The sequence below is a fragment of the Thiomicrorhabdus indica genome, assembly GCF_004293625.1.
GTDB lineage: Bacteria > Pseudomonadota > Gammaproteobacteria > Thiomicrospirales > Thiomicrospiraceae > Thiomicrorhabdus > Thiomicrorhabdus indica.
This window is the reverse complement of the sequence record NZ_CP033040.1, coordinates 554,964-580,338: the sequence shown is the minus strand read 5'-3', so window position 1 is coordinate 580,338 and position 25,375 is coordinate 554,964. Positions and strand designations below refer to the sequence as shown.

General features: G+C 42.7%; 22 protein-coding genes and 1 tRNA gene. 9 read left to right on the top strand and 14 right to left on the bottom strand.

The features are described 5' to 3' along the window. Positions 1–13 precede the first annotated feature (13 nt). The 3 genes from D9T12_RS02330 to D9T12_RS02320 form a co-directional block, all read right to left on the bottom strand. Positions 14–1,717 carry an exonuclease domain-containing protein gene (locus D9T12_RS02330; protein WP_130536667.1) on the bottom strand — a complete coding sequence of 568 codons (1,704 nt, stop codon included), beginning with the start codon at positions 1,715–1,717 and terminating at the stop codon, positions 14–16. Between the two features lie 6 nt (positions 1,718–1,723). Continuing rightward, positions 1,724–1,882: a DUF2256 domain-containing protein gene (locus D9T12_RS02325; protein ID WP_130536666.1), complete on the bottom strand. Its 159-nt coding sequence runs from the start codon at positions 1,880–1,882 to the stop codon at positions 1,724–1,726. Positions 1,883–1,951: 69 nt separating this feature from the next. Beyond that, positions 1,952–3,694: a cryptochrome/deoxyribodipyrimidine photo-lyase family protein gene (locus tag D9T12_RS02320; protein ID WP_130536665.1), complete on the bottom strand. Its 1,743-nt coding sequence runs from the start codon at positions 3,692–3,694 to the stop codon at positions 1,952–1,954. A 135-nt stretch (positions 3,695–3,829) separates the two neighbouring features. Between D9T12_RS02320 and D9T12_RS02315 the strand changes: the two genes are divergently transcribed. From D9T12_RS02315 to D9T12_RS02280, 8 genes are all read left to right on the top strand, one after another. Beyond that, positions 3,830–4,648: a hypothetical protein gene (locus D9T12_RS02315; protein WP_130536664.1), complete on the top strand. Its 819-nt coding sequence runs from the start codon at positions 3,830–3,832 to the stop codon at positions 4,646–4,648. Positions 4,649–4,912: 264 nt separating this feature from the next. Beyond that, complete coding sequence (locus D9T12_RS02310; RefSeq protein ID WP_130536663.1) at positions 4,913–6,937, top strand: sensor domain-containing protein; 2,025 nt, start codon at positions 4,913–4,915, stop codon at positions 6,935–6,937. Between the two features lie 24 nt (positions 6,938–6,961). Continuing rightward, positions 6,962–7,471, top strand: a complete 510-nt coding sequence (locus D9T12_RS02305; RefSeq protein ID WP_206199120.1) for a nucleoside deaminase — start codon at positions 6,962–6,964, stop codon at positions 7,469–7,471. A gap of 172 nt (positions 7,472–7,643) precedes the next feature. Next, positions 7,644–9,476, top strand: a complete 1,833-nt coding sequence (locus D9T12_RS02300) for an ammonium transporter (protein ID WP_130536662.1) — start codon at positions 7,644–7,646, stop codon at positions 9,474–9,476. 271 nt (positions 9,477–9,747) lie between these two features. Further along, positions 9,748–10,335, top strand: a complete 588-nt coding sequence (locus D9T12_RS02295; RefSeq protein WP_130536661.1) for a helix-turn-helix domain-containing protein — start codon at positions 9,748–9,750, stop codon at positions 10,333–10,335. Between the two features lie 262 nt (positions 10,336–10,597). Beyond that, a complete protein-coding gene (locus D9T12_RS02290; RefSeq protein WP_130536660.1) occupies positions 10,598–10,936 on the top strand; it encodes a P-II family nitrogen regulator in 339 nt (112 codons plus the stop codon). Between the two features lie 44 nt (positions 10,937–10,980). Beyond that, entirely contained in the window at positions 10,981–12,231 is a 1,251-nt protein-coding gene (locus D9T12_RS02285; RefSeq protein WP_130536659.1) for an ammonium transporter, read from the top strand. A 66-nt stretch (positions 12,232–12,297) separates the two neighbouring features. Then, positions 12,298–12,744 carry a GNAT family N-acetyltransferase gene (locus tag D9T12_RS02280; RefSeq protein ID WP_130536658.1) on the top strand — a complete coding sequence of 149 codons (447 nt, stop codon included), beginning with the start codon at positions 12,298–12,300 and terminating at the stop codon, positions 12,742–12,744. A gap of 251 nt (positions 12,745–12,995) precedes the next feature. Here D9T12_RS02280 and D9T12_RS02275 read toward each other — a convergent pair whose 3' ends face one another. The 11 genes from D9T12_RS02275 to purU all read right to left on the bottom strand — a co-directional run bounded on the left by D9T12_RS02275 (position 12,996) and on the right by purU (position 24,719). Next, the gene (locus tag D9T12_RS02275) at positions 12,996–13,688 is read right to left on the bottom strand and encodes a type 1 glutamine amidotransferase (protein ID WP_130536657.1); all 693 of its coding nucleotides are present in this window, start codon (positions 13,686–13,688) and stop codon (positions 12,996–12,998) included. An 85-nt stretch (positions 13,689–13,773) separates the two neighbouring features. Further along, positions 13,774–14,643 carry a bifunctional methylenetetrahydrofolate dehydrogenase/methenyltetrahydrofolate cyclohydrolase FolD gene (folD, locus tag D9T12_RS02270; RefSeq protein ID WP_130536656.1) on the bottom strand — a complete coding sequence of 290 codons (870 nt, stop codon included), beginning with the start codon at positions 14,641–14,643 and terminating at the stop codon, positions 13,774–13,776. Positions 14,644–14,649: 6 nt separating this feature from the next. Continuing rightward, complete coding sequence (locus D9T12_RS02265) at positions 14,650–15,969, bottom strand: FMN-binding glutamate synthase family protein (RefSeq protein WP_130536655.1); 1,320 nt, start codon at positions 15,967–15,969, stop codon at positions 14,650–14,652. A gap of 29 nt (positions 15,970–15,998) precedes the next feature. Beyond that, positions 15,999–16,676: a GltB/FmdC/FwdC-like GXGXG domain-containing protein gene (locus D9T12_RS02260; RefSeq protein ID WP_130536654.1), complete on the bottom strand. Its 678-nt coding sequence runs from the start codon at positions 16,674–16,676 to the stop codon at positions 15,999–16,001. Between the two features lie 40 nt (positions 16,677–16,716). Beyond that, a complete protein-coding gene (locus D9T12_RS02255) occupies positions 16,717–17,616 on the bottom strand; it encodes a class II glutamine amidotransferase (RefSeq protein WP_130536653.1) in 900 nt (299 codons plus the stop codon). 12 nt (positions 17,617–17,628) lie between these two features. Beyond that, on the bottom strand, positions 17,629–18,963 hold the full coding sequence (gene glnT, locus D9T12_RS02250; RefSeq protein WP_130536652.1) for a type III glutamate--ammonia ligase: 1,335 nt from the start codon (positions 18,961–18,963) through the stop codon (positions 17,629–17,631). Beyond that, a complete protein-coding gene (locus D9T12_RS02245) occupies positions 18,960–19,454 on the bottom strand; it encodes a hypothetical protein (protein WP_130536651.1) in 495 nt (164 codons plus the stop codon). The genes glnT and D9T12_RS02245 overlap by 4 nt, the downstream gene beginning before the upstream one ends. Then, entirely contained in the window at positions 19,451–22,336 is a 2,886-nt protein-coding gene (locus D9T12_RS02240) for a glycine cleavage T C-terminal barrel domain-containing protein (protein ID WP_130536650.1), read from the bottom strand. The genes D9T12_RS02245 and D9T12_RS02240 overlap by 4 nt, the downstream gene beginning before the upstream one ends. Beyond that, positions 22,326–22,595, bottom strand: a complete 270-nt coding sequence (locus D9T12_RS02235) for a sarcosine oxidase subunit delta (protein ID WP_130536649.1) — start codon at positions 22,593–22,595, stop codon at positions 22,326–22,328. The genes D9T12_RS02240 and D9T12_RS02235 overlap by 11 nt, the downstream gene beginning before the upstream one ends. A gap of 21 nt (positions 22,596–22,616) precedes the next feature. Next, positions 22,617–23,858, bottom strand: a complete 1,242-nt coding sequence (locus tag D9T12_RS02230; protein ID WP_130536648.1) for an FAD-dependent oxidoreductase — start codon at positions 23,856–23,858, stop codon at positions 22,617–22,619. A 9-nt stretch (positions 23,859–23,867) separates the two neighbouring features. Then, a complete protein-coding gene (gene purU, locus D9T12_RS02225; protein ID WP_130536647.1) occupies positions 23,868–24,719 on the bottom strand; it encodes a formyltetrahydrofolate deformylase in 852 nt (283 codons plus the stop codon). Positions 24,720–25,233: 514 nt separating this feature from the next. Here purU and D9T12_RS02220 point away from each other — a divergent pair. Beyond that, positions 25,234–25,310 (top strand) — tRNA-Arg (locus D9T12_RS02220). The last annotated feature ends 65 nt before the right edge of the window (positions 25,311–25,375 follow it).

Below are 25,375 nucleotides of genomic sequence, written 5' to 3'. Positions count from 1 at the left end.
TCGTTTAAAAACCTTAATTATGTATAGCCTTAGCCAAAAAATCTGACACCGGAATCACTTTCAAGGCTTCCGGCAGGGGTGATTTCATTAAAAATCGAATCAGAATCAAATACGCATCCAAATCAAAACATTCTCCGTTGGCCAAATTGGCCGATGCCCCAAGAGATGCTCCGAGAGGCTCTGATTTATCCAAGTGATTCACTGAACGTATCGGCGAATGCCACTCCTCCAATTGAGTACCTTGAAAATCGACCAACCAATCCTGTAGCGCTTGCTCATCGGTAAACCTCTGTAAATACCGCCATTGATCCAATACATGAAAGTGATACCAATTTTGATTTTCTTCGCATGAAACCTGACTGACACGGATGTCTCGCCTGGCTTCTTTACTCATCACTCGGATGGGTGTGGCTTGCTCAACCACCACGACCGGCTCCGGCCAAGGCCAGACTTGCTGTTTAAGTTTGTCGAATGCCTGTTCAACCCGAAAATTGTAGGAAGCCGTAGGTTCTTTTTGGCAGCAAGCGCCCAAACATTTCTTCAACTGCATCGCAAAACAAGGCCCTGATTTTTTATTTTCCAACCCCGTCAAACGCGGACAAAGTTGAAAACGGCTACACGCCTTTTCCATCCATTGCTGGGCTTGACGACGAGAACGAAACAACCCAAACACAGCTTGATTAGACTCATTCGCTGATTCACTGCAAGCACTTTGCATAGAAGCGCGGTCTTCATCAAATAATTGCTGCTGTGCAACATTTAATTCGCAGCGCAAATACCCCTGTTCATCCAAATTCAAACGCACTTGATAAAGCTTGGTCAGCTTTTTAAGCCGTTGGTTATGCATGGGGCGCTGAGTTTTAACCAAATAGTTTTCCAATAATTGCGCGCCAAAATCACTCGGTGTTTCTTCAAAATCAATGTCAGTGATTTTGCTGCTCATTTGCAAATCTTTCGCCACGGCATGATCTTGCGTAAAGTGGCTCATCACACGATCACGAATTCGCACCGATTTTCCCACGTACAGCAATTTATCCTCTTGCCAAAATCGATAAATTCCCGGCCGGTTAGGTAAACGGCTGATTTGTATCGCTTCCAAATTCGCCGGCACCGCTGGCTTTTGCAGAAACCCCTGACAAACCGCCGCAATATCATCCGCCTCAAAATTTTTCGATATCTGCACAAACAATTGCCAAATCACCTTGGCATCGTCTAGCGCTCGGTGACGATTTTCCACAGTCACGCCTAACCGCTGAATCACTTGGTCTAAACCATGCCGAGCATATTGCGCATAAAAGCGTCGTAACAATTTGACCGAGCACAAAGTTTTCACCTGAAAAGATTGATTCAAACGCTTAAATTCATTTTTCAAAAAGCCGTAATCAAAACGAGCATTGTGTGCGACCAACACACGCCCCTCACAAACGCCCTGAATCATAGGAGCTATCTCGTCAAAGCTTGGGGCATCTTGCAGCATTTCTGTACGAATAGCTGTCAACTTTTGAATCCAAGGAGGCACAGGCGTTTGAGGGTTGACAAACGTCTGCCAGGTTTTCACCACAACGCCCTTTTCTACCACCAGCAGGCCAATTTCAATAATGCGGTCACGAGTTGCTTTACCGCCAGTTGTCTCGACATCGAGCAAAACCATGGATTCTGGAAAGCCATGAATCGTTGCATTCATTAAGTGCTTACTGTCTTCGATAGAGATTGTCATCAGTCATCAAAACCGCTCATTCGTTGTTTTTTTCGTATTTCGACGACAGCGTTCAGAACAATATTTCACCTGCTCCCAGTCTCGCGCCCATTTCTTTCGCCATGCAAACGATTTTTGACAAACTTCGCAAATTTTCTCAGGAAGTTGCAATTTTTTGTGTGCCATCAAAACCTCTTTAACAGTCAAAAATTATTTGAAAGTTGCCAATGCAAACCACATAGTCGACTGCGTGTCTTAAAACAACGACATTTGTGCATCCGGCACAGCATTCTTACCCATACGGGCACAAGTACCCATTCGGGCACAAGTACCCATTCGGGCACAAGTACCGGCCGGTGACTTTTTACGCGAGCTTGGTTTCGAAGTTTTCTTACCAGTTCGCGTCCATCGACGCTGTTCTTTACTCAAACGACTGCCATGTTTCAAAAACACCGCTTGGCTGAGCCGTTTTGCATTTGGGTCTTTACGAACCTCTGCCAATCGTTTTTTGGCTACTTTGGCGGCTTCTTCATGATCCACAATCGGCCATGGATAATCTCGCCCCAACACGCAATCAAAACGCTCTTGTTGCTCCGGCGACAATCGCCACGGCTCAAATCGAAATTCCAATGGTAATGAGGCCAAAGCTGGAATCCATTTGGCAATAAAACGCCCGTGTGAATCATGATCTTTTGCCTGCTTCACCGGATTGTAAACTCGCATTTGGTTAATGCCGGTTGTGCCGGATTGCATCTGTACTTGGGAATAATGAATCCCCGGTTCATAATCCGTGAACAAAGCCCCTAAAAAAGGCGCAAATTTCTGCCATGGCAACCACAATTGATAAGCGGCATAACTGACAACCATTGCTCGCATCCGAAACGGCAACCAACCAGTTTGCTGAAGACAACGCATGCATGCGTCCACCATCGGCATGCCAGTTTGAGCATTTTGCCAAGCCCACAATACCATTTGCTGACGTTCATCTTGCGCATTCCAAGGCCGCAAATCCTTATATAACGGATGCAGTGCATGAAATTCCATATCTGCTTCCGCTTCGAGTTTTTGCATGAAATGACTTTGCCAAAACAATCGTGATAGCAATGCCCGCAAATCACGCGTGCTGGCTTTTTGCCCGTCGACCGCGGAACTTAACTCGCTAATTGACTGGATCTGCGTCAAAGTTGCATGAATAACCTCTCGAATCGACAAACTGCCCCAAGCCAAATGCGGACTCAAACGAGAAGAACCTGTTGCACCTTCAAACGGTTTTGCCAAAGTGGCTAAATACCCCTTCCCATGATTGTTTAAAATTCGGTGTAAACAACGTAAACCTCTCTCACGCCCACCACGCTGGGTTGATTCTCTCGGGTAAGCTCTCGCCCGAAGCTGTTGCCAAAATTCTTGCATCGGCATGGGTGCGATGGCTTCAAGCGCCTCACTTAAACTTGCATCACACGCTTGAAAGAAGGCTTTTTGCCGTTGCCATAATTCCCCCGATATCACTGGAGGTTTTTCTACCGGCCGGTCAAAAAACGCTTGGCTAAATTCGTGATAATGATCTCGATTAATCCCTGCACGTTGCACAGGATGTTGAAGGCTCTCAATCCATGGAATCGCATGCGCTTTACAGAACTTTTTTATGCTCAAATCCCGCTTAAACGTTATAGCGTTGCCAGTTTCTTGATGACTCCAAACATTGGCAATGGAAAAACGTTGAGCCAACAAGGCCAACACGTTTTCAGCATGACCAAAGGCCTTTAAAAATGGAATTCCAATCTTGTTCAAAAGCACTTCTAGCTCTTGAATGCAATCTTCAACAAATTGCCATTGACGCCAAGATGCATCGGCCGCCAGCCAAATTTCAGGTTCAATCACATAGAGCGCTAACACCGCTGTCCCGTTATACTCCGCTCTTTTACAAGCTTCGACTAGTGGCGCATGATCTTCTATTCTCAAATCACGTTTAAACCAGACAACTTCAATCACAGATGACATCAATGAACCAGACCACACCTATACAACATAAAAACAAATTGTATAACAATTGCATAAGTTTTAAAATCTAAAATCATACAATCGTCCGATTACCAAAAAACGATGTCATTAATCGTATTAATTGTGAGAATAAATATGCCTAAATTGCACTCTAATTCGAAACGAATCGCTGGTCTAATTGTCGTTTTCAATATGATGAGTTTGCCTATTACTACGACTGCTGCAACCGAAAATGACTTATCCGATTTAAGCCCTCAAGAACGGGCATTTTTAGAAGATGATTCTTTTTTTAAAACACTTGATGTGCAGGATTCTCCACTTAAGTGGGTTGAACCAAACAAAACTCAAGGCAAATATTGGCTGCAAAATGACATTACAATTGACCATGACTCTCTGAGTACTGGCTTTGTTGACTTCACTCAATGTCATAACAACTTGGATGCCATTCATGCAATTGAAATTGTCTACAATGCCAAAACCACTGAAAACTTGACTGTTCTCTCTAGTAAAGGCATAGGAAGCACTGTGACAAAAGCCGCAAGCATTGCGCTTAGGAATGTGCAAAAAGATGCGAAAATTTGTATCTCCGGCAAAACGAAAACGCTTACATTTGATCAGAAACAGCAACACTGGCAACTGGCACGAGGCCCCTACATGCGAAAGTTTCTCGATGGCTACTACCCAATGCATGTTCAAGAAACCATCCAATGGTCAGGTGTAAACATCAATTGGCAAAAGACCCGTGTATTAGATGAATCAAAACAGCAGTTTATTTCATTGTTCACCAATAAAGGCCGATCAAACAGCACCCTCGCCAATCAACAACTCTTAACAGTTTCGAACCAAGAACCGTTTCCAAAAATGGCGTTACATTCGGATAACACACGCATTCAAAATCATTATTGGTTTGAAGGAAAATTAAAAATTCACTATCTCTTTATTCAAAACAACTGAGCTTTCAGACTTGGGCCCAAAAATAATTAGGTTTTAAATCATTGGGGAAAGAATGATTGGCTATTGCTTCAAAATTTTGCTTCCTAATTTTTAACCATCCCCTGTTAAGCAGCTTAATTGATGCAAATTAAGCAACTATGTCCACAAATATTTATGCAAGAGAGTAATTTTCATTACAATGAAACATTCATTTTTTTCGAATTTGAACCGTTTAAACGCGACTAAAAATCTACCCTAAAATAATTTAGAGGTGAACATAAGCTTATGTCTGAGCAGGAAACACAGAATAGCCATCATGAACTGAAATACCTGATGCAAACTTACGTTGATGTTGCTCAGGAAGTGCTGTTCTCGCTCGACGCCTCTTTTAAGCTTATCTCATTAAACCGGTTTGCAACCGATAAACTCAACATGCAATGTGAAACACTTTTAGGCAGGTCTTTTAACCTGCTCACTCGACATGTCGATGAACAGATGTTTATCCAAAGCCGATTACAAAAATTCGCTCATTCGGACGTCAATCATCTGCAATTCACAATGCATTGGTCTTTACCGGCCGGTCAAGATTATGAAATGGCCATCCAACTCTCAAAATTCAATGAAAGCTATATCGGTTCTGCAAAAGATTTAAGCGATACCCTAACCACTATTGAAGAACTCTATGAAGCACAAACCAATTTTGAAACGCTCATTGAGCATAACCTAAACGGAATCTTAATCACCGATCACAATGGCATCATTCTTTTTGCCAATCAAGCTGCAGCGGATTTAATGTACTACGACAAAGATAATTTGATTGGTATCCCGTTTGGCTTTATTCAACCAATGCAAAGCACGGAAAAATTTGAAATTGATTTTCTTCGCCCTGGACAAGCTCCAGGGCGAGCAGAGGTCTCGACGATTACCACGGTTTGGCGTGAAGAACCGGCAAATCTCATCATTATTCATGACATTACCGATTTGCACGAAGCAAAAAAACGCATCGAAGAAATGGCTTATTTTGATGACTTAACTAAACTGCCAAATCGAGCCTTTTTCATGCGAATGCTGGAAAAAACTATTTATCGTTATGAACGTCATGGTGGCGGCTTTGCATTACTGTTTATGGATTTGAATGACTTTAAATCCATCAATGACTCTTATGGCCATGCCTCAGGTGATCTATTGCTTCATCAAGTCAGTGAGCGTTTACGAAATGCTTTTCGAGAAGAAGATTTAGTGGCACGGATTGGCGGTGATGAGTTTACCGCAATTGTTGAGGGGACTACGAACCTAGCAGACATTAAAAACCTCTGTTTAAAAATCACCAATAGCTTTAAGAAAAACATTCAAATTGGCGACCACCAGATTCATACTCAGCCCAGCATTGGTATTTCACTTTATCCCGATTCTGCGACAACGCCCGACATGCTTCTAAGCCAAGCGGATATTGCAATGTATCATGCGAAAAAAAGTGGGTATAAACCTTTTTCCTTTTTTGATGCTTCCATGTTGAATTTAACCACTCAAAAAGCAACTCAAAAGGGGCGCATTTTTGAAGCTCTTGAAAACCGGGAATTTTGCCTTTTTTTCCAACCTCAACAAAACCTTCACACCAGTAAAATCAACTCGTTTGAGGCTCTAATCCGCTGGAAACATCCTGAAAAAGGGCTAATCCCCCCTGACCAATTCATCCCAATTCTGGAGCAAACAGGACTGATCATTGAAGTCGGTCATTGGATATTTGATACGGTCATCGAGCTTTTAGAGCATTGGCAAAAGACTCATCAGCCACTGTATAAAATCTCCATTAACGTTTCACCAATACAACTCTATGAACAAAACTTTGTGCAATACGTTCTGGAGCGAATTCAGAAATCTTCAATTTCACCCCAATGGCTTGCTTTAGAAGTGACTGAAAGCGTGTTTATCAGCAACATGATTCATACACGTCAAATGATTTTAGAATTGCAAAGTGCAGGATTGGAAGTACACATGGATGACTTTGGATCGGGATATTCATCGTTCAGCGAACTCAAGAACCTGCCTTTTGATGTCATCAAAATTGACCAAGAATTTATCCGTCAAATGGATAACGACCCTCGCGATGTGATTCTAGTTGAAGCCATGATTAGTGCACTGCACGGTCTTGAGAAAAAAATTATTGCCGAAGGCATTGAGAATGAAAAGCAAAGAGAGATTCTCAAGCAGCTTGGCTGCGACCAAATCCAAGGGTATCTGCTGTCAAAACCCAAACCGATTGAAGAAGCGCTTAAAGAAATCCCAATGATTGAAAATACCTTTAAGTAGTCGACTCTGAATAACTGAATCAATATGAACCAATCAAATAAAACCTCCTCAATATCTTGTGAACATGCCCATGAAGATTTCATGCAACGCGCAATAGAACTGTCATGCCATCACCTCGACAAAGACAGTGGAGGGCCATTTGGGGCTGTCATTACTCGCAATGGAGAAATTATTGCCGAGGGCTTTAATCAAGTCACAGGCACACATGATCCCACTGCTCACGCCGAAATCGTCGCGATTCGCAAAGCTTGCGATCGGTTAAACACCTTTGATTTATCTGGCTGTGAAATTTACAGCAGTTGTGAACCTTGCCCTATGTGCCTGAGCGCAATTTACTGGGCTCGACTGGATAAAATCTACTATGCCAATAGTCGACAGGATGCCGCTCAAATTGGTTTTGATGATGAATTTCTATATCAAGAAGTTTGCCGGCCGGTTGAAAACCGAAAAATTCCGACTCAACGGCTTCTCGAACAGCAAGCCAAAACTGCATTTGAGTTATGGCAAAACAAAGATGATAAAACGCATTACTGATGTCGAGAGCAGATATTCTCAATTTGCACACTTTTAGTGCTACTCAAAACACACAACCTATCACACCACATTTTTAAAAATCATAATTCAATCAATATATTAGTTATTTCTTATTAAGGTCTAATATTTGCTTAACCCACCTTATTCTCAAACAAAATTTGATGGGGTCGTTATGGATTTGGGGTTAATCGATACGTTATGGATCTTAATAAGTGCAGTCCTCGTCGCCTTAATGCAACCAGGATTTACGGCATTAGAGGCAGGTCAAACTCGAGCTAAAAACTCCATCTCCACAGCCATAAAAAATATCTCCGACTTTTTGATTGCCTTGATGATCTTTGTCACCATTGGTGCAAGCTTAATGCTTGGAAATTCGCTCAATGGTTGGGTTGGCTGGGACAGTCTTTTTTTCTATGAAGATAACTTTTCAGAGATTGTCTTTATTCTGTTTCAGGCAATGTTTGCATCCACGGCCGTGACTATTATTTCAGGCTCAATTGCTGAACGAACTCGATACCCAACCTATTTGCTAATCGCAGTACTCATTTCCCTGTTTATTTATCCCATTCAAGCACATTGGTCATGGAATCAGGATGGTTGGTTGGCGCAACTCGGATTTATCGACTTTGCCGGTTCAACCGTCGTTCACTCTGTCGGCGGCTGGGCGGCTCTAGCGGCTATCATGATTATCGGCCCAAGGCTTGGACGATTTAACCGTACTCAAAACTTTGAAAAATCCAATTTGGCTATGAGTGCACTGGGAATTTTCTTGATTTGGTTAGGATGGATTGGATTCAATGGTGGCAGTGTTTTAGCGCTCAACCACGAAACAGGAAAGGTCATACTAAACACCTTAATAGCCGGTTCTATGGGAGGTCTTAGCGGATTAATTTACAGCCGATACAAACATGGCTTTTATGAAGTGGATAGCATTATGCATGGAATTTTAGCAGGCTTAGTCTGCATTACCGCTTCAGCAAACTTAACAAGCACTCTTGAAGCTGTCGCCATTGGCAGTTTAGGCTTTTTTTCCTATGAAATCGGTCGAGTGCTCCTCATCCACTGGAAAATTGACGATGCAATTGACGCCATTCCAGTTCATCTTTTTGCCGGTATTTCAGGCACTTTAGCAGTCGCCTTCTTTGTACCGAATGTGCCGTTTCTCGAACAGTTACAAATTCAGCTTATCGGTATTTGTGTCGTTGGCCTTTATGCGTTTACTGTCACCTATCTTTTCTTAAAAATAGCCAATCACTTTATGCCTTTGAGAGCCAGTGAAGCAAATGAAATTATCGGTATGAATATAAGCGAGCACAAAGCCTCAAATTCCATGCACGATTTGGTGCAAATGATGAACCTGCAAGCAAATTCAAAAGATTTTACTCAACGCATTTCAGTCGAGCCTTATTCTGAAGCCGCTTTGATTGCAGAGTTTTATAACAACGTAACCCGTGCATTCAATCAACTGACAGATGAAAATCAACGACTTATTGATGAAGCCGCCTATCGAGCAAACTATGACCAATTAACCGGTTTAGCCAAGCGCAACATCTTATTTACCGAAATTGAACGCCTATTAGCGCATGCTGATGACTTACCTTTTCTGCATGGCCTACTGTTTATCGATTTAGATGGCTTTAAAAAAGCCAATGATACCTACGGCCACGATGCCGGCGATGAAATATTGAAGGTGGTTGCCCAGCGAATACAAGCAATGATTCATCAAGAAGATACAGCCGCTCGCTTTGGGGGAGATGAATTTGTTATTTTGATTGAAAATATTGTCAGTGAAAATCAGGCTGCGCATATTACCGAACAGTTAATGAAATCGATTCGTCAGCCAATCACAACAACACAAGGCCAAACGATCGGTGTCGATAGCTCAATTGGCTTAAAACTCTTTGAACCAAACTGTTCTATTGGAGTTGAAGAATTACTGAAAGAGGCTGACTCCGCAATGTACTCAGCCAAAAAGCGCGGAAAAGGCACTTGGGTGCTTGCCTAATGCTCAGACGGCATGACACCAAAGCTTTCAGAATAATTTCAGAACTAAAGTAACGCTACACTCTCGTTCAAAATAACTATTCTGTCACCATGATTTGTTACCGGCCGGTAACAAATCCGACGACAAGTCGTTATCACCGACAATTATCCAACCGCATCACTTTCCTATTAATGCTAGTTTTATACGAAATATAGTGAATTGTTTAGAATTGTTCAGGCCTTTCTATTAGAATGCTATAAAGCATTTACAATTCAATACATCAAAAATTTCAATGGATAAGCAAAACTCTCTAGACTCCTATATTGGTCGAGTCATAAATGAATTCCGAAAAAAACAAGGGTTGACGATTGCTGAAGTATCAGAGCAATCAACCATCAGTCGAGGTATGCTCAGCAAAATCGAAAATGGTCAAGTCTCACCAAGTTTGGATTCACTCCTACGAATTTCTACAGCGCTCGGTGTTCCCATCTCTGCTTTTTTTAAAGAGTTTGACAATGGCGGCGAAGCTGCGCAGTTAGTAACCACTGACGAACGACTTGAAGTTGTCCGACGTGGCACCAAAGTAGGCCATACTTATCACTTACTTGCCTATGATTCTGGTCCCAATAAAACTTTCGAACCGTTTCTTATTTCATTAGACAATAAAAGTGAGATATTTCCATCGTTTACACACGAAGGTAAAGTATTCATGTTTTTGCTCGAGGGTGAGTTAATTTACCGTCATGGCAAGTCAAAATACCACATGAAACCTGGCGACTCTCTGACCTATGATGCCTCCATTTCTCATGGGCCTGAAGAACTGATTCAAGTGCCAATTAAATTTCTAAATATCATTATCTACCCTTCCTCTAAACCATAGGGGCGAATTCCTCAAAAGCCCCTTGCTCGAAATTTAGCACCAAACCAATGCCACAGCACCAAACAGGTGCGAAAAAATGTTTCCTACCAGGAATCATTTAGCCAAAAAATACAGTAACTCATTGATAAACATAAACTTTATATCAATGGCAAGATTCTATCTATGTTGTCCTCGGTATATTTGTTCCATACCACTATCTAGGGGGCATATCTTTTGCCCTCTTCTATCAATGAATTACTAATTTTCCTCATGGAGGTCGCTTATGAAACAAATCAAAGCGATTATAAACCCTTATAAACTTGATGATGTTCGTGAAGCCCTGATAAACATAGGTATCAGTGGACTTACTGTAACGGAAGTGAAGGGTTATGGTCGTCAGAAAGGACAAACAGAAATTTACCGTGGAGCCGAATACGAAATCCACTTTGTACCCAAGATTATGCTTGAAATCGTCGTTTCAGATGACGTACTTGATGAAACTCTAAATCTAATTATGAATAGTTCCAAATCTGGAAAAATTGGCGATGGGAAAATTTTTGTTACACCAATAGAAAAAGTCCTCCGGATCCGTACCGGAGAGTCTGACGAAGAAGCGTTATAACTTCACAACAGAATTAATGAGGAAATACTTTGAGGTAAAAATTTATGGAAAATTTTTTACAATTATCTTATGCACTTGATACTTTCTATTTTCTAGTCAGTACAGTGTTTGTTATGTGGATGGCTGCAGGCTTTGCAATGCTGGAAGCAGGTCTTGTTCGTAGCAAGAACACCGTTGAAATCTTATCGAAGAATGCGCTGTTATACAGTGTTGCCTGTACCACATACTTATTTGTCGGTTACAACGTCATGTATCCAGGCGATCCAATCAGCTCATTTCTGCCTAACCTAAGCTTTTTATTAGGCGCGGATAATAGTGTTGAAGCTGTAGTTGCTGGCGGTGATGGCGCACCTTACTATTCAGCGATGTCTGATTTCATCTTCCAAGCGGTTTTCGCAGCTGCGACTATGTCAATCGTATCGGGCGCTATTGCAGAACGTATGAAACTATGGCCATTCTTGGTATTTGCCGTGGTTATGACAGCTGTAATCTATCCAGTAGAAGGTTATTGGAAATGGGGTGGAGGCTGGTTAGATCAGCTTGGATTCCAAGATTTTGCAGGTTCAGTCGTTGTTCATATGGCTGGTGCAGCTGCTGCTTTAGCCGCTGTAATTATGATTGGTCCGCGTCTGGGACGTTATGGACCAAATGGTGAAGTACGCGCCATCCCAGGTGCAAATTTACCAATGGCAACATTAGGTATGTTCATTCTCTGGATGGGCTGGTTCGGATTCAACGGTGGTTCTGAGCTAAAAATTGCAAACGTTGACGAAGCGAATGCTGTTGCCAGAATCTTTGTGAACACCAATGCCGCTGCCGCTGCTGGGATGATTGTTGCTGCACTTTTGAGCAAAATTAAGTTTGGCAAAACAGATTTAACAATGGTACTTAATGGCGCTCTAGCTGGTTTGGTTGCCATCACTGCAGAACCGTTAGCTCCGTCACCAGAATTGGCAGTGTTTGTTGGTGCAGTTGGTGGTGCCGTCGTTTTCTTCTCAGTAATGTTTATGGACAAAATCCGTATTGATGACCCTGTTGGTGCGATTTCAGTTCATGGTACCGCGGGTATCTGGGGGATCTTTGCAGTTATGTTCAGTAACAGCGATGCGACATTTATGGGGCAGTTAATTGGTACTGTCGCAACTTTCGCATGGATGTTCATCGCATCTCTGATTGTTTTATTCATTATCGACAAGATCATGGGACTACGTCCTTCTCAAGAGGAAGAGCTTGAAGGTATGGATATGAAAGAATGTGGAATGGAAGCTTATCCAGAATTTGACCACAAACAATAAATTATTATTAATTGTTAAGATAACGGCCGCCTATGCGGCCGTTTTACGTTAAAACGGAATAAACCTATGAACATTAAGATTCGACCCGCTGAAACAAACGATATTGCAGACATGGTAAATTTGCTGAAATTGCTATTTTCCATAGAAGCCGACTTCAACTTCAGCTCAATAAACACTGCTCAAGGCTTAAAAGAAATTATTAACGACGATAATAGATATGCACTTGTGGCATGTTCCGGCGACAAGATTATTGGAATGTGTACAGCACAATGGGTTTATTCGACAGCAACCGGTGGTAAATCCGCATGGGTTGAAGATGTTGTTATTCACTCGGATTTTCGAAAGAAGGGAATTGGAAAATCGATGATGGCAGAACTACAAAAATGGTGTGTAAAAAATGGATGTAATCGAATTCAATTGGTCTATGACCTAGACAATCATTCAGCAATAGAGTTTTATCAGAGTCAGGACTTTTTAAATACTCGACTCGGAGTTTTTTCTAAATTGGTTTGAACCATTCATTTGCCAAAGTAATCATTCGGACAGACTCAGACCGAACGACCACTTCTCACACCGGACATACTTAGTCGACTCTGAATAACTGGTTTAGATTTATGTGGGATGTTTAAGTAGATAGGCTCTAGGCGTGGATTGAAGATAATAGTTATTCCATTATTGAGGTTCACAACAACGAGAATATCTGCTTAAACGCCCACCCGAAGGGGCTTTGCCATAAATTAAACGAGTTATTCAGAATCGACTACTTAAGTTGGAGCAGTCAAGTACTCCAAAAGTTCAAACAATACCGGCCTTACAGCAAGCATTTTACGGTCAGCGTCATTTAGCATTTCTTCGGGTCTTTGCACATAGTCTCCTTGCTCCATCTGACCACCAATTTCAGAAATCCATTCCGAAATTTCCTGTTTGCGAACTTCTGGATGACATTGCAGACCGATTACACGCCTACCAATCTGAAACCCTTGATTCTCACAAACTTTACTTCTCAGTAAACGTTTTGCTCCCTTTGGCAATTCAAAGGTTTCACCATGCCAATTAAAAACCTCTAAACTTTTCGGAAACTGGAAAACATCAACAGAATTCGAAGTACGCTCAACCAGATGCCAACCAATCTCCATTTCAGGATTCAAGGTCACTTTAGAGCCTAAAGCTGTGGCAATCAATTGTCCTCCTAGACAGATACCCAACAATGGGATATTTGCCTCAATAATCTCTCGTATATACACCTTCTCACCAACTAGCCAAGGATACTTATCCTCCTCATTTACACTCATCGGACCGCCAAGTACGATGACTAGGTCTATTTCATCCAATGGAGGATAAACAGCGTCTTGTTGATAAACACATACTTCATGAATTACGGCAGCACGTTGCTCGAGCCACAACTGAATCTGCCCGAGCCTTTCAAAAGGCGCATGGATTAACACCACAACATTCATAAAATTAAATCTCCAGAACCAAAAAAGCCATGCGTCTTAACGATCAACATGGCAAAAGAAGTAAACGGTCTACTAAAAAATAATACTAGGTAGAAAAATATGGGCTTTGCTGATGCCTTTCACAGGCAATCAGTGTATTTTCCAGTAGCGTTGCAATAGTCATAGGACCCACGCCACCAGGCACAGGTGTGATAAACGAAGCGATCTCATCAGCTTTGTTTTCAACATCTCCCGTCAAGGAACCATCTTCCAAACGGTTAATACCTACATCTATCACGATACACCCCGGCTTCAACCAATCTGCTGGAATAAAATTCGCCTTACCGACCGCTACAACCAAAATATCAGCCATTGCGACATGGGTCTGTAAATCTTCGGTAAACCGATGACAAACAGTCGTCGTCGCACCGGCCAAAAGCAACTCGAGAGACATAGGGCGACCGACAATATTCGACGCACCGACAATCACTGCATGTTTTCCTTTAGCCGAAAGCCCATAATGATTAAGCAAAGTCATACAACCGTATGGTGTACAAGGGCGCAAAGTCGGCATTCTGACTGTCAAACGACCGATATTATAGGGATGAAAACCGTCAACATCCTTGTCGGGATGGATCGATTCAATCACTGTTTCATCTTCAATGTGATCCGGCAAAGGAAGCTGAACTAAAATCCCATCCATTGAATGGTCTTCATTCAGCTCCTTAATCAAAGCCAGTAAATCACTCTGTGTCGTCGATTCAGGTAAATGCCAAGACTTTGATACAAAGCCCACTTCTTCGCAAGCACGTTTTTTGTTATTGACATAGACAGAAGATGCCGGATCATCACCAATTAGAATCACCGCTAAACCAGGTGCACGAAGGCCTTGCGACAAGCGTTCATCTACCTTGGTTTTAATCTTCTGGCGGACGGTCTTTGAGACCGCCTTACCATCAATGATTTGCGCACTCATGACAGCTTAGAACTCCTTACCAGGAACCCAACTTGTTCCCGCTAAAGGAACACCTGCCATTGCAGCCGCTTCAACATTTAACGCCACAAGATCCTCAGGTTCTAGATTGTGTAGATGCGACTTACCACAAGCTCGAGCCAACGTCTGCGCTTCAAGCGTCAGTACGTTCAGATAGTTTGCCAAACGACGACCCGCATCAACCGGATCTAGACGAGATGATAAATCAGGATCTTGAGTCGAAATACCGGCCGGGCACTTTCCTTCATGATAATCATCATAGAAACCAGCAGCAGAACCAATCTTCTGATATTCATCATCCCACTTCGGATGGTTACAACCCAAAGCAACTAAAGCAGCAGTACCAATTGCTACCGCATCTGCACCAAGAGCCATACATTTTGCAACATCAGCACCACTACGGATACCACCGGAAACAATTAACTGAACCTTACGGTGCATCCCCATTTCCTGAAGAGCGCGAACAGCTTGTGGAATAGCAGCCATAGTTGGAATACCTACGTGCTCAATAAAGACATCTTGAGTCGCCGCAGTACCACCTTGCATACCATCAACTACGATAACATCTGCACCTGATTTAACAGCTAGCTTCACATCGTAATAAGTACGCGTAGCACCTACTTTGATATAAATCGGAACTTGCCAATCCGTAATTTCACGCAATTCTTGAATTTTAATTGCTAGATCATCAGGACCTGTCCAATCAGGGTGACGACAAGCACTACGCTGGTCAATGCCTTTTGGTAGCGTACGCATCTTTGCAACACGGTCAGTGATTTTCTGTCCAAGTAGCATTCCGCCGCCGCCTGGCTTAGCGCCCTGTCCTAGAACAACTTCAATTGCATCCGCTTTACGCAAATCATCAGGATTCATTCCGTAACGAGAAGGTAAATATTGATACACCAAAGTTTTAGAGTTCTGACGCTCTTCTGGTGTCATACCACCGTCACCAGTAGTCGTAGAAGTGCCGGCAATGTTCGCTCCGCGACCTAAAGCTTCTTTAGCATTTGCCGAAAGCGCCCCAAAACTCATACCAGCAATGGTGACAACTGTATCTAATTTAATTGGCTTTTTAGCAAAACGGGTTCCCAAAGTGACATCAGTTCCACATTTTTCACGATACCCTTCCAGCGGATAACGTGACATACTCGCTCCTAAAAAGAGCAGGTCATCAAAATGCGGTACTTTTCGCTTGGCACCAAAACCACGGATATCATAAATCCCTGTATCCGCTGCACGTTGAATTTCATTGATTACATCACGACTAAAAGTAGCCGACTCGATTAATCCTGGTTTCTCCATTGTCATAACAGACTCCTTATTCTTGATCGGCTAAATTAGTAAGCTGAGGTGTTGTCAACTTTAAAGGTATACAGCTGTCTTCCAGAACCGTAACGAGTAAAGTCTTCAGGGTTATCATCACAACCTGCTTCTTTCAACAAAGCAGATAACTCTTCAATATGCTCTGCGCGCATCTCTTTTTTCACACAGTCTGCACCAAGAGATTCAACCTTCCCTTTTACATAAAGATGAGCCTCGTAAAGCGAATCACCAAGTGCTTCACCTGCATCGCCACAAACAACCAGACAACCTGACTGCCCCATAAAGGCACTCATATGACCGACTGAACCTTTAACAACAATATTGACACCTTTCATAGAGATACCGCAACGAGCTGCAGCATCACCGTCAACGATCAATAGTCCACCGTGAGCTGTTGCAGCAGCTGATTGGCTTGCATTACCTTTAACATGCACCTTACCGGACATCATGTTTTCAGCAACGCCTTGTCCAACATTTCCATTGACCACAATCTCAGCAGTTTTATTCATACCGGCACAGTAGTAACCAGCATGACCATTTAAAGTAATTTTTACGGGTTGATCCATTCCGACAGCCAAATTGTGATCACCGCTAATACCGCTGACTTCAACTTCTGCTTCTTTATCTTTTGGTAAATCGTGCAAAGCCTGATTTACCTCACGCACCGTTTGTGTTTTTAAATCAAATTTCATGGCAAATCCTTTCTTATTGTCTTGCTGTGTCTTTCACTAATTAACCTTTACCCCAGAAATATACTTTTCCAGGAGTCGGCTCCCATAACTTGGCATTTTCAATACCAGGGAGAGTTGACAACGCATGATATTCAGAAGCCATTGCCACATAATCCTCTGTTTCAGCCATAACAGCAGGTTTACAAGCAATCGGATCACGAACGACTGCGAAACCGTCTTTTGTTCCAACAGTAAAGGTAAAGAAACCATCAAGGTCTTCAATCGCACCTTCCAAAGCTTCTTTCACACTTGCACCTTGACGCAGACGCCAAGTAAGGTAACCAGCAGCGACTTCTGAATCGTTTTCAGTCTCAAATTGGATACCTTCTTTCTCTAGTTCTTCACGCAAACGGTTATGATTTGAAAGTGAACCGTTATGAACCAAACACAGATCCATTCCAGTCGAGAAAGGATGAGAACCTTCCATAGTGACACCACTCTCTGTCGCCATACGAGTATGTCCAACAATGTGCGAACCTTTCATACCTGACAAAGTAAAACGCTCCGCAATCTGTTCAGGCAAGCCCACTTCTTTTAGAATTTCAATTGAACGTCCAACACTCATAATCCGAATACTTGTATCAAACTCAGCGATTATTTCACGCACAGAACTTTCATCTGCTTTCAACTTAAGTACTGCCGCGTTAGCGTTGTGCATGACAGAAACATCTGTTTTACAAACTTCTTCAAGTTTTTCTGCCAAACTGTGCCAAGGATAATGTTCATCTTCATGCTGAAGCGTCAACTTAATCATGTCATCAGGCACTTCATCACCATAAATGGCGAATCCTGCACTGTCAGGCCCACGGCCAGTCATCGCGATAAGCATTGGCTCAAATAGCTTTCCAAGCTGACTTTCCAGCGCGCTATTTTTTAAATACAACCCTACAATTCCACACATGAGCCTTCTCCTTTAAAAATACTCTGCATAACGGTTTAACTCCCAATCAGACACATGGCGTTGGTATTCAACCCATTCCATACGTTTGATATCAATAAATTCTTTCATAAAGCCCTCTCCGAACTGTTCGACGAATAACGAATCTTCTTCCAACTCATCCAAGGCTTCTGACAAAGATTGAGGCAAGGTATCAATTCCTCGCTCTTTAATTTCTTCTAGTGACAATGCATAGTGATTGATGTTGTGAGGTTCACCCGGATCAAGCTTGTTCGCTACACCATCCAGACCAGCAGCAATAATCGCAGCTGTTACAAGGTAAGCATTCGATCCTGTATCAGGTAAGCGGAACTCTAAACGCCCGTATGGCACACGAACCATTGCCGAGCGGTTATTATCACCATAGCTAATAAATGCTGGTGCCCAAGTTGCTCCGGAAAGCGAGCGTCCAACAACAAGACGTTTATAAGAGTTCACGGTTGGCGCAGCAAATGCACATAGTGCTTTCGCATGATGCATCAACCCTCCAAGGAAGTGGTAGGCAAGTTTTGAAAGTCCCATGTTATTGGTATCACTATCATCCTTGAATAAGTTATTTCCTTGGTCATCGGTAATCGATAAATGATAGTGGAAACCATTCCCTGTTCGATTGGCATTTGGTTTTGGCATAAACGAACAAATCATTCCTAGTTCGTTTGCAATTTCGCTTCCTGCCATTCGCACAAAAGTGATGCGATCTGCAGAGGTTTTTGCATCCGAATAAGTATAGTTAATCTCAAATTGCCCGTTAGCATCCTCATGATCAATTTGGTAAACATCAAATCCGACTTGCTGTAAAGAATCTACAAACTTCTCAAGAAATACACGAGAACGAGATAACCCTTTATAGTCATAACATGGCTTATCCAGTGTATCACTTTCATCAAACGGCACCAGATGACCCTTTTCATCACGACGCAGTAGGCTGAATTCAGGTTCAATCCCTGTGTTCAAAGTCCAGCCTTTTTCAGATAAACGCTCAATTTGTTTCAACATGATATGACGTGTATCAAACTCATAAGGTTGGTCATGAACATGACCCGTACAGGCGATACGCGCATAACCCGGTTGCCATGGAACAAGGCTTAAAGTGCTTAAATCAGCCTTAGCCATATAATCACCATCATGAGGCTCCATGCCCAAACCCCAGACAGCAAACCCTGCAAACCCTGCACCATCTTCTACAATCGCTTCCAAACAGCTAGCTGGCACCGATTTGGTTTTTGCCACGCCATGAATATCTACAAATTGTGCGAGAATATATTTAATTTGATTCTCTTCGAGAAATTTCTTTGCTTCTTCAATCGTCATTTTCGAACTCCGTTTTTTAGAAAAGGCGACTCTTCTATTTGCCTTGTTAAAGTTTCCTGAAAGTAGTGCCCTAAAGTGGGATCACAACCTAAAATAAGTGGTTCATCGGTTTCCGGAATCAGTAACCAGGCTGATATACCTGCAACCGATACCATCAGGAAATCCCCCGGCCGGCATTGACGAAAGTCGTAAATACAGACTTCTGACAGCAAAGCTTTCCAATTTCCCAACAATTCAAATACAGCATCCCCTCGTGGAAATGCATATTGATTCTTTTCTAGTGAGACCTGCACAGGTTGCTCTACGCAAACATACAGCTCTTCATCTCCTAAATTTGCAACAAACTGATCTTTCGCCACCGAACGATATTGAAAAATCTCTAGGTTTTCTGCTCCAAGCGAAGCTAGAACCTCTTGCATCCCTTCACCTCGAAGGTGCATTAAATTCGACAAGTCTTTCGAGATCAGTTGTAAAGGTTGATTATTGATCATGCTGCATCTCCTTCCTCTGACTCATCGGGTTTTTGCATTAATCCCTCCGGATCGTAAAATGGGGTTTTTACGACTTTTGCATCGACAAAACGGCCATCAGTCAATTTAACTTTCAACTTCTGATTTTCTTTGGAGAAAGGTAGATCAATCATCGCTAGACCTATCACCTTGCTAAGAGTTGCACTGCGACCGATACTGGTGATTCGACCAATCATTTCGCCGTTTTCGATTACCAGATTCGATTCAAGAGGCATATCACGTTTCTCGCTTGAAAGTAATTCAAGGCCCACTAATGTTCGACTCTGCATGGTTTTCAACTTGGCCAAACTTGGCTTACCAAGGAAATACGGCTTCTTGAAATGCACAGCCCAAGGCATATTCGCTTCAAATGGATTCGTCAAACCGTCGGTGTCTTGACCAACAATAATGTGGCCTTTTTCAAGACGAAGAAGTCGTTGAGCTTCAACACCAAACGGTCTGATGTCATATCCTTTACCGGCATCCATAATTGCTTCCCAAATTCTCAATGCAGAACCTGAATCAGTATGAATCTCATAACCCAACTCTCCGACAAAGCCGACACGAATCAAGGTTGCTTCAATGCCCAGAATTTTTGTTTGACGCATCGCTAAGTAAGGAAAGCCATCGTTAGACAGATCCAAGTCGGTCAATTGAGACAAAATCTGACGACTGTTTGGCCCCGCTAAATTCATCGCCCCAATTTGCCCTGTTCGGTTAAGCACGGTGACTTTGAGCCCCCATTCAATCGCCTTTTTTTGAATCAATCGATAAGCAGAATCAGAGGTTGAAGTCGTAGTAGTGACATAAAAATGTTCATCCGAATAACGAACCGCGACACCATCGTCAATTACTACCCCTGAATCATCAACCATCAAAGCGTAGCGACTAGCGCCTATATTCATATTCGACATGCGCATGGTATAAAGGCGATCCATCAATTTACCGGCATCGCGTCCAAACACTTCCAACTTTCCAAGCGTAGACACGTCAATCAAACCAACGGAATTCCTCACAGCTGACACCTCAGCTGCAATCGACTCTTCACGACTTCCTTGAGTTGGGTAGAACTCGGGTCTTAGCCAATTCCCAGCTTCCATAAAACACGCATTGTTTTCCTGATGGAAACTATGAATTGCAGTCAAACGCTCTGGACGGAAACGCATACCACCTAGATGAGAAACCTGCGTTGGATGAAACATTGGTCTAGCAGTCGTTGAACCCGTTTGATCAATGGTTTTACCAGTAAGATTCGCCAGCATACGGATTCCGTTCATATTGCTGTGTTTACCTTGACTAGGCCCCATCCCAATGGTCGAAAAACGCTTCATTAATTCAATATTGTCAAACCCTTGTGCAATTGCTCCCTTTAAGTCCTTAATCTGAATATCTTCATCGAAGTCGACAAACTCTTTACCTTTCGGGTGTTGCCAGATTGGGTAAGGGTGAGAATGAGCATATTTAGCAATATAATCTTTATTAACGGGAGCTGGCTCACCTAGCATAAATTGTGCTGCGGCTTCACCGACTTGTTCCCCGTCTTTAATTCGATCATCAATATCAAATACCCCGTTAATACGACCGCAAGCAAAAACACCATCAGGCAATGCAACCGGTAGTAGCTGTTCAACAATAGGGTTATAGCTAAATTTTGCACCGGCTTGATATAAAGGAGCGCCTGCTGGAGCCCAACCAACACTCATCAATAAACCATCACATGTAAGATTTTTTTCCATACCGGCAACCGAAAAACTCACTCCTTCGAGTTGCTTACGTCCCATGGCTTCAATAATTTTGGCGTTTTCAAACACCGGAATACCGGCACTCTTTGCTTGAGCAGCCCACTCACAGTCGGTTTTTCCAGTATCCAGAATCGCTTTAACAGCTAGGCCATTTTTATGCAGATCTAATGCAGCACGATATCCTTCTGGATTGGCAGTGAGTACAACAGCATCTTTACAAGGAGCCACAGCATAACGAGACATCAATCTTTGAGCCGCCGAGGCATTCATAACACCGGGCAAGTCATTATTTCGGAAAACTGCAGGCTGTTCGAATACACCGGTTGCCACAACAACTGACTGTGACGAAAGCTTAATCAAACCGTCTAAAGTGTTAATTCCTAACCAATTATCTCCGTAATAACCTGCTACATAAGCCGATGTAATCACCTCGATATTCGGCATGAATTCAATCGTTTCTTTTAAAAATTGGCGGTTAAGTTTTTGTGCATCTTCATTGACGTACTGATAATCAAGTGAACCACCAATATGCGGATTCTCATCAATCAGACAGACATCCACACCTTTTTTAGCTGCCGCAATCGCTGCTGCCATCCCTGAAGGTCCAGCACCAATTACCGCAACATCACAATGACGATAACGTTTAGGCTTACGCTCTTCGGTCCAGTTAGTATCAACCTTTCCAAGCCCTGCCATTTCACGAATCAGTCGCTCCCACTTAGGGAATAGAAATTTTGGTGAATAGAACGCTCGATAGTAGAATCCGACTGGTAAAAACTTTCCAATCCACTCGACCAATGCGCCTTTATCATTTGCTAAAGAGCCAAAGGTATTAACAGCACTCAAAGCCATACCATTTTCGGCTTCAACGACATCACCACGAACATTTGGTCGATCACTAGCCTGAAATAAGGCATTAATATCATGATTGGCCATGCTAAGCAGGCCTCGGCGACGATGGTATTTAAAGCTTCTACCAACGACTTTCGCCTCCTGAGCCCATAATGCACTACTAATTACATCCCCTTTAAAGCCGGATATTTCTTGCCCTTCAAAAGTAAACGAAACACTGGATTTTCGATCAATCCATTCCAATGGTTGCGGTTCAAGTCTAAGCTTCATTTTGGACTCCCCTTTTCGCAAATTCGACCTGTGTAATGCGGTCGGTCAAAGTATTACGCTCAAACAGAAACCAAATACCTGTCGGACGGTGGTACCACCACTCTTTCAAAGTTTGTGGGGCACCGTTTTGATAAAAAACGTAGTCCGTCCATTCTTTTTCCGAGACTGTTTCTTGATCAGGTTCTTTTTCCAGTCGGCCACCATAGGTGAATTCGCTGAGCGCTCTTCGTCCTAAACTCGGACAAGTGACAAATTTCATAACTCTTCTCCTGTGTCCTGCTTAGTGTCCGACCGAAGCCGCACCTTTTTCGCCAACCAACTTGAAATCTTCGTAACGCGACAAACTAAAGGGCTTAATCAATTCATGTGTGCGATCGTTAGCAACCGTGTAAGCCATGGTTTTCCCACTAACAGGTGTCGCCTTGAACCCCCATGTTCCCCAACCTGCATCAAGATAAAAGCCTTCCACATCAGTCTTCCCCATAATCGGAGCAAAATCCGGCGTAATATCGCTCATACCTGCCCACTGGCGCATAATCTTCAAACGGCTGGTAAAAGGAAATAAGTCCATCATCTGGTCAGTCAGACCTTCAACAAAATCCAAGGACGAACGGGTAGAGTGAAGTTCTGCAGGATCAACTGAAGCCCCCATAACCAACTCTCCACGTGAAGACTGACTCACATAAACATGTAAACTTCCAGAAACTACAATCGTGTCCATAAACGGCTTCACAGGCTCAGTTACACAAGCTTGTAATGGGAAAATCTCAATCGGAGTTTCAATCTCTAGCATCTCAGTAATTCTTGGTGTCGATCCCGCCACCATAGAAATCACTTTTTTCGCCTCGACAAATCCGCGATCAGTTTCAACACCCACCACTTTTCCACTCTTGGTCTTAATATCTGTCACTTTTGTTTTTTGGTGAATCTCAACCCCTCGTTGCTGCGCGCCTCGAGCATAACCCCAAGCGACAGCATCATGGCGAGCAACCGATCCTGGAGCGTGATAGAGCGCACCCATTACTGGATGCTGTCCGTTACAGCTCATATCCATATAAGGCACTTCTTTTTTAATGGTTTCGACATCAACCACTTCACTGTCTATACCATGATGCTTATTCACCTCAGCTCGCCACCTCATGGTGCGCATTGCACTATCTGTGTGCGCCAATGTGAAGTGGCCACGAGTTGAATAAAAGATATTCAAATCGAAGTCATCGCTCAGATCCTCAAACAATTTCAGACTCTCGTCATAAAACTTTACGCCTTCAGATGTCAGGTAATTTGAGCGTACGATTGTCGTATTACGCCCGGTATTTCCCCCACCGATATAACCTTGTTCAAGTACCGCAACATTAGTGATACCGTGCTCTTTAGCAAGGTAGTAAGCACAGGCCATTCCGTGACCTCCACCACCAATGATTACTACGTCATAAGCTTTTTTTAGCGGCGTTTCATCGGGAAAAAATCGAGGTTCGTCCTCGGACTTTTTCCATGCATATTTAAGTAATCTAAGCGGCATTTCAGTCTCCTAAGCAAACACAACGGTCTTATTGCCATGCACCAATACACGATCTTCCAAGTGATACTTCAAACCTCGTGCCAAAACGTTCTTTTCAACATCTTTTCCAAGCACAACCATTTGATCTGCTGATTCACTGTGCGAAACACGAGTGACATCCTGTTCAATAATCGGACCTGCATCCAAATCTTCCGTAACATAGTGGCAAGTGGCACCAATTAGCTTGACACCTCGGACATACGCTTGGTGATAAGGCTTTGCACCGATAAATGACGGTAAGAAACTGTGGTGAATATTGATAATTTGCCCTGGATACTTCTCACAAAGCGCCGGCGGGATAATCTGCATATAGCGAGCTAAAACGATCGTGTCAGCCTGATAATGATCCACCCACTTAACGACTTCAGAAAACGCCTGAGGTTTGTTATCTGGTGTAACAGGAATATGGATAAAAGGAATACCATGCCACTCAACCAAATCTTTCATATCCAAGTGGTTTGAAATCACGCAAGGAATATCACATTCCAATTCACCGCTGCTCCAGCGATAAAGTAAATCTGTCATGCAGTGATCCTGTTTACTGCACATCAACAGCACACGCTTTTTGACGCAGGTCGAATTCAACTGCCACTGCATTTCAAACTCTTCAGCAATTTTTGAAAAACCTTTACGAAATTCCTCATCAGAAATTTGAATATTAGAAATTTCATTGCGCATGAAGAACATGCCGTTGTGTGCATCAGCATGGTGGTTAGCCTCTGAAATCATGCAGTCATTTTCAGCCAGAAAAGCCGATACCTTTGCCACGATTCCCACACGATCTGGGCACGAGATTGTTAATACATATGAGTTCTTGTCCATGTCATTTGCCTTTTGGTTATTCCTATCAAGAAACTTTGATTCATATACTAATGAAAAATAAAATTCACATCAAGAACTTTTTTTTACTTTTGGTAACTTTTTTTATTTCTTGCAGACAAAATGAAGCTTTCATGCAAAACATCACATAAAACAGAACAGAAAATTACCTTCTTAGACTCACCTTCTTAAGTTCATAAGAGGCCTCTCTCTGCAATGGCAGAAACGAATAAGGAATGTATATCAGCGGATTGGAATAACGTTCAATGAAGCGGAAGCAACCAAAGATTGTTCAAGAGAATCAGAATTTTATTGCCAAAGAAGCAATTGCGATGGGCAGAAACCATCTACTAGATAAAAAAGCCATTAATCAAAATTGATAATGACTTAAAACGTAACGACCCCTAAAGTCGAATGGGGAATCAATCATCTTGAAAATGAAAGGAACTTGAAATAGTTTCAACTAAAAAAATTTTACCGGCCGGTCAAAACCCTTATAATACTCGGCTTCTATCGCGCATCCGTAGCTCAGCTGGATAGAGCGTCCCCCTCCGGAGGGGAAGGCCGGGGGTTCGACTCCTCTCGGGTGCGCCATTCTTTTTTCCCAGCCTTCAGTACTAAACTTTTTTTACACCAGAAGTTTTTAACCAGTAAACATC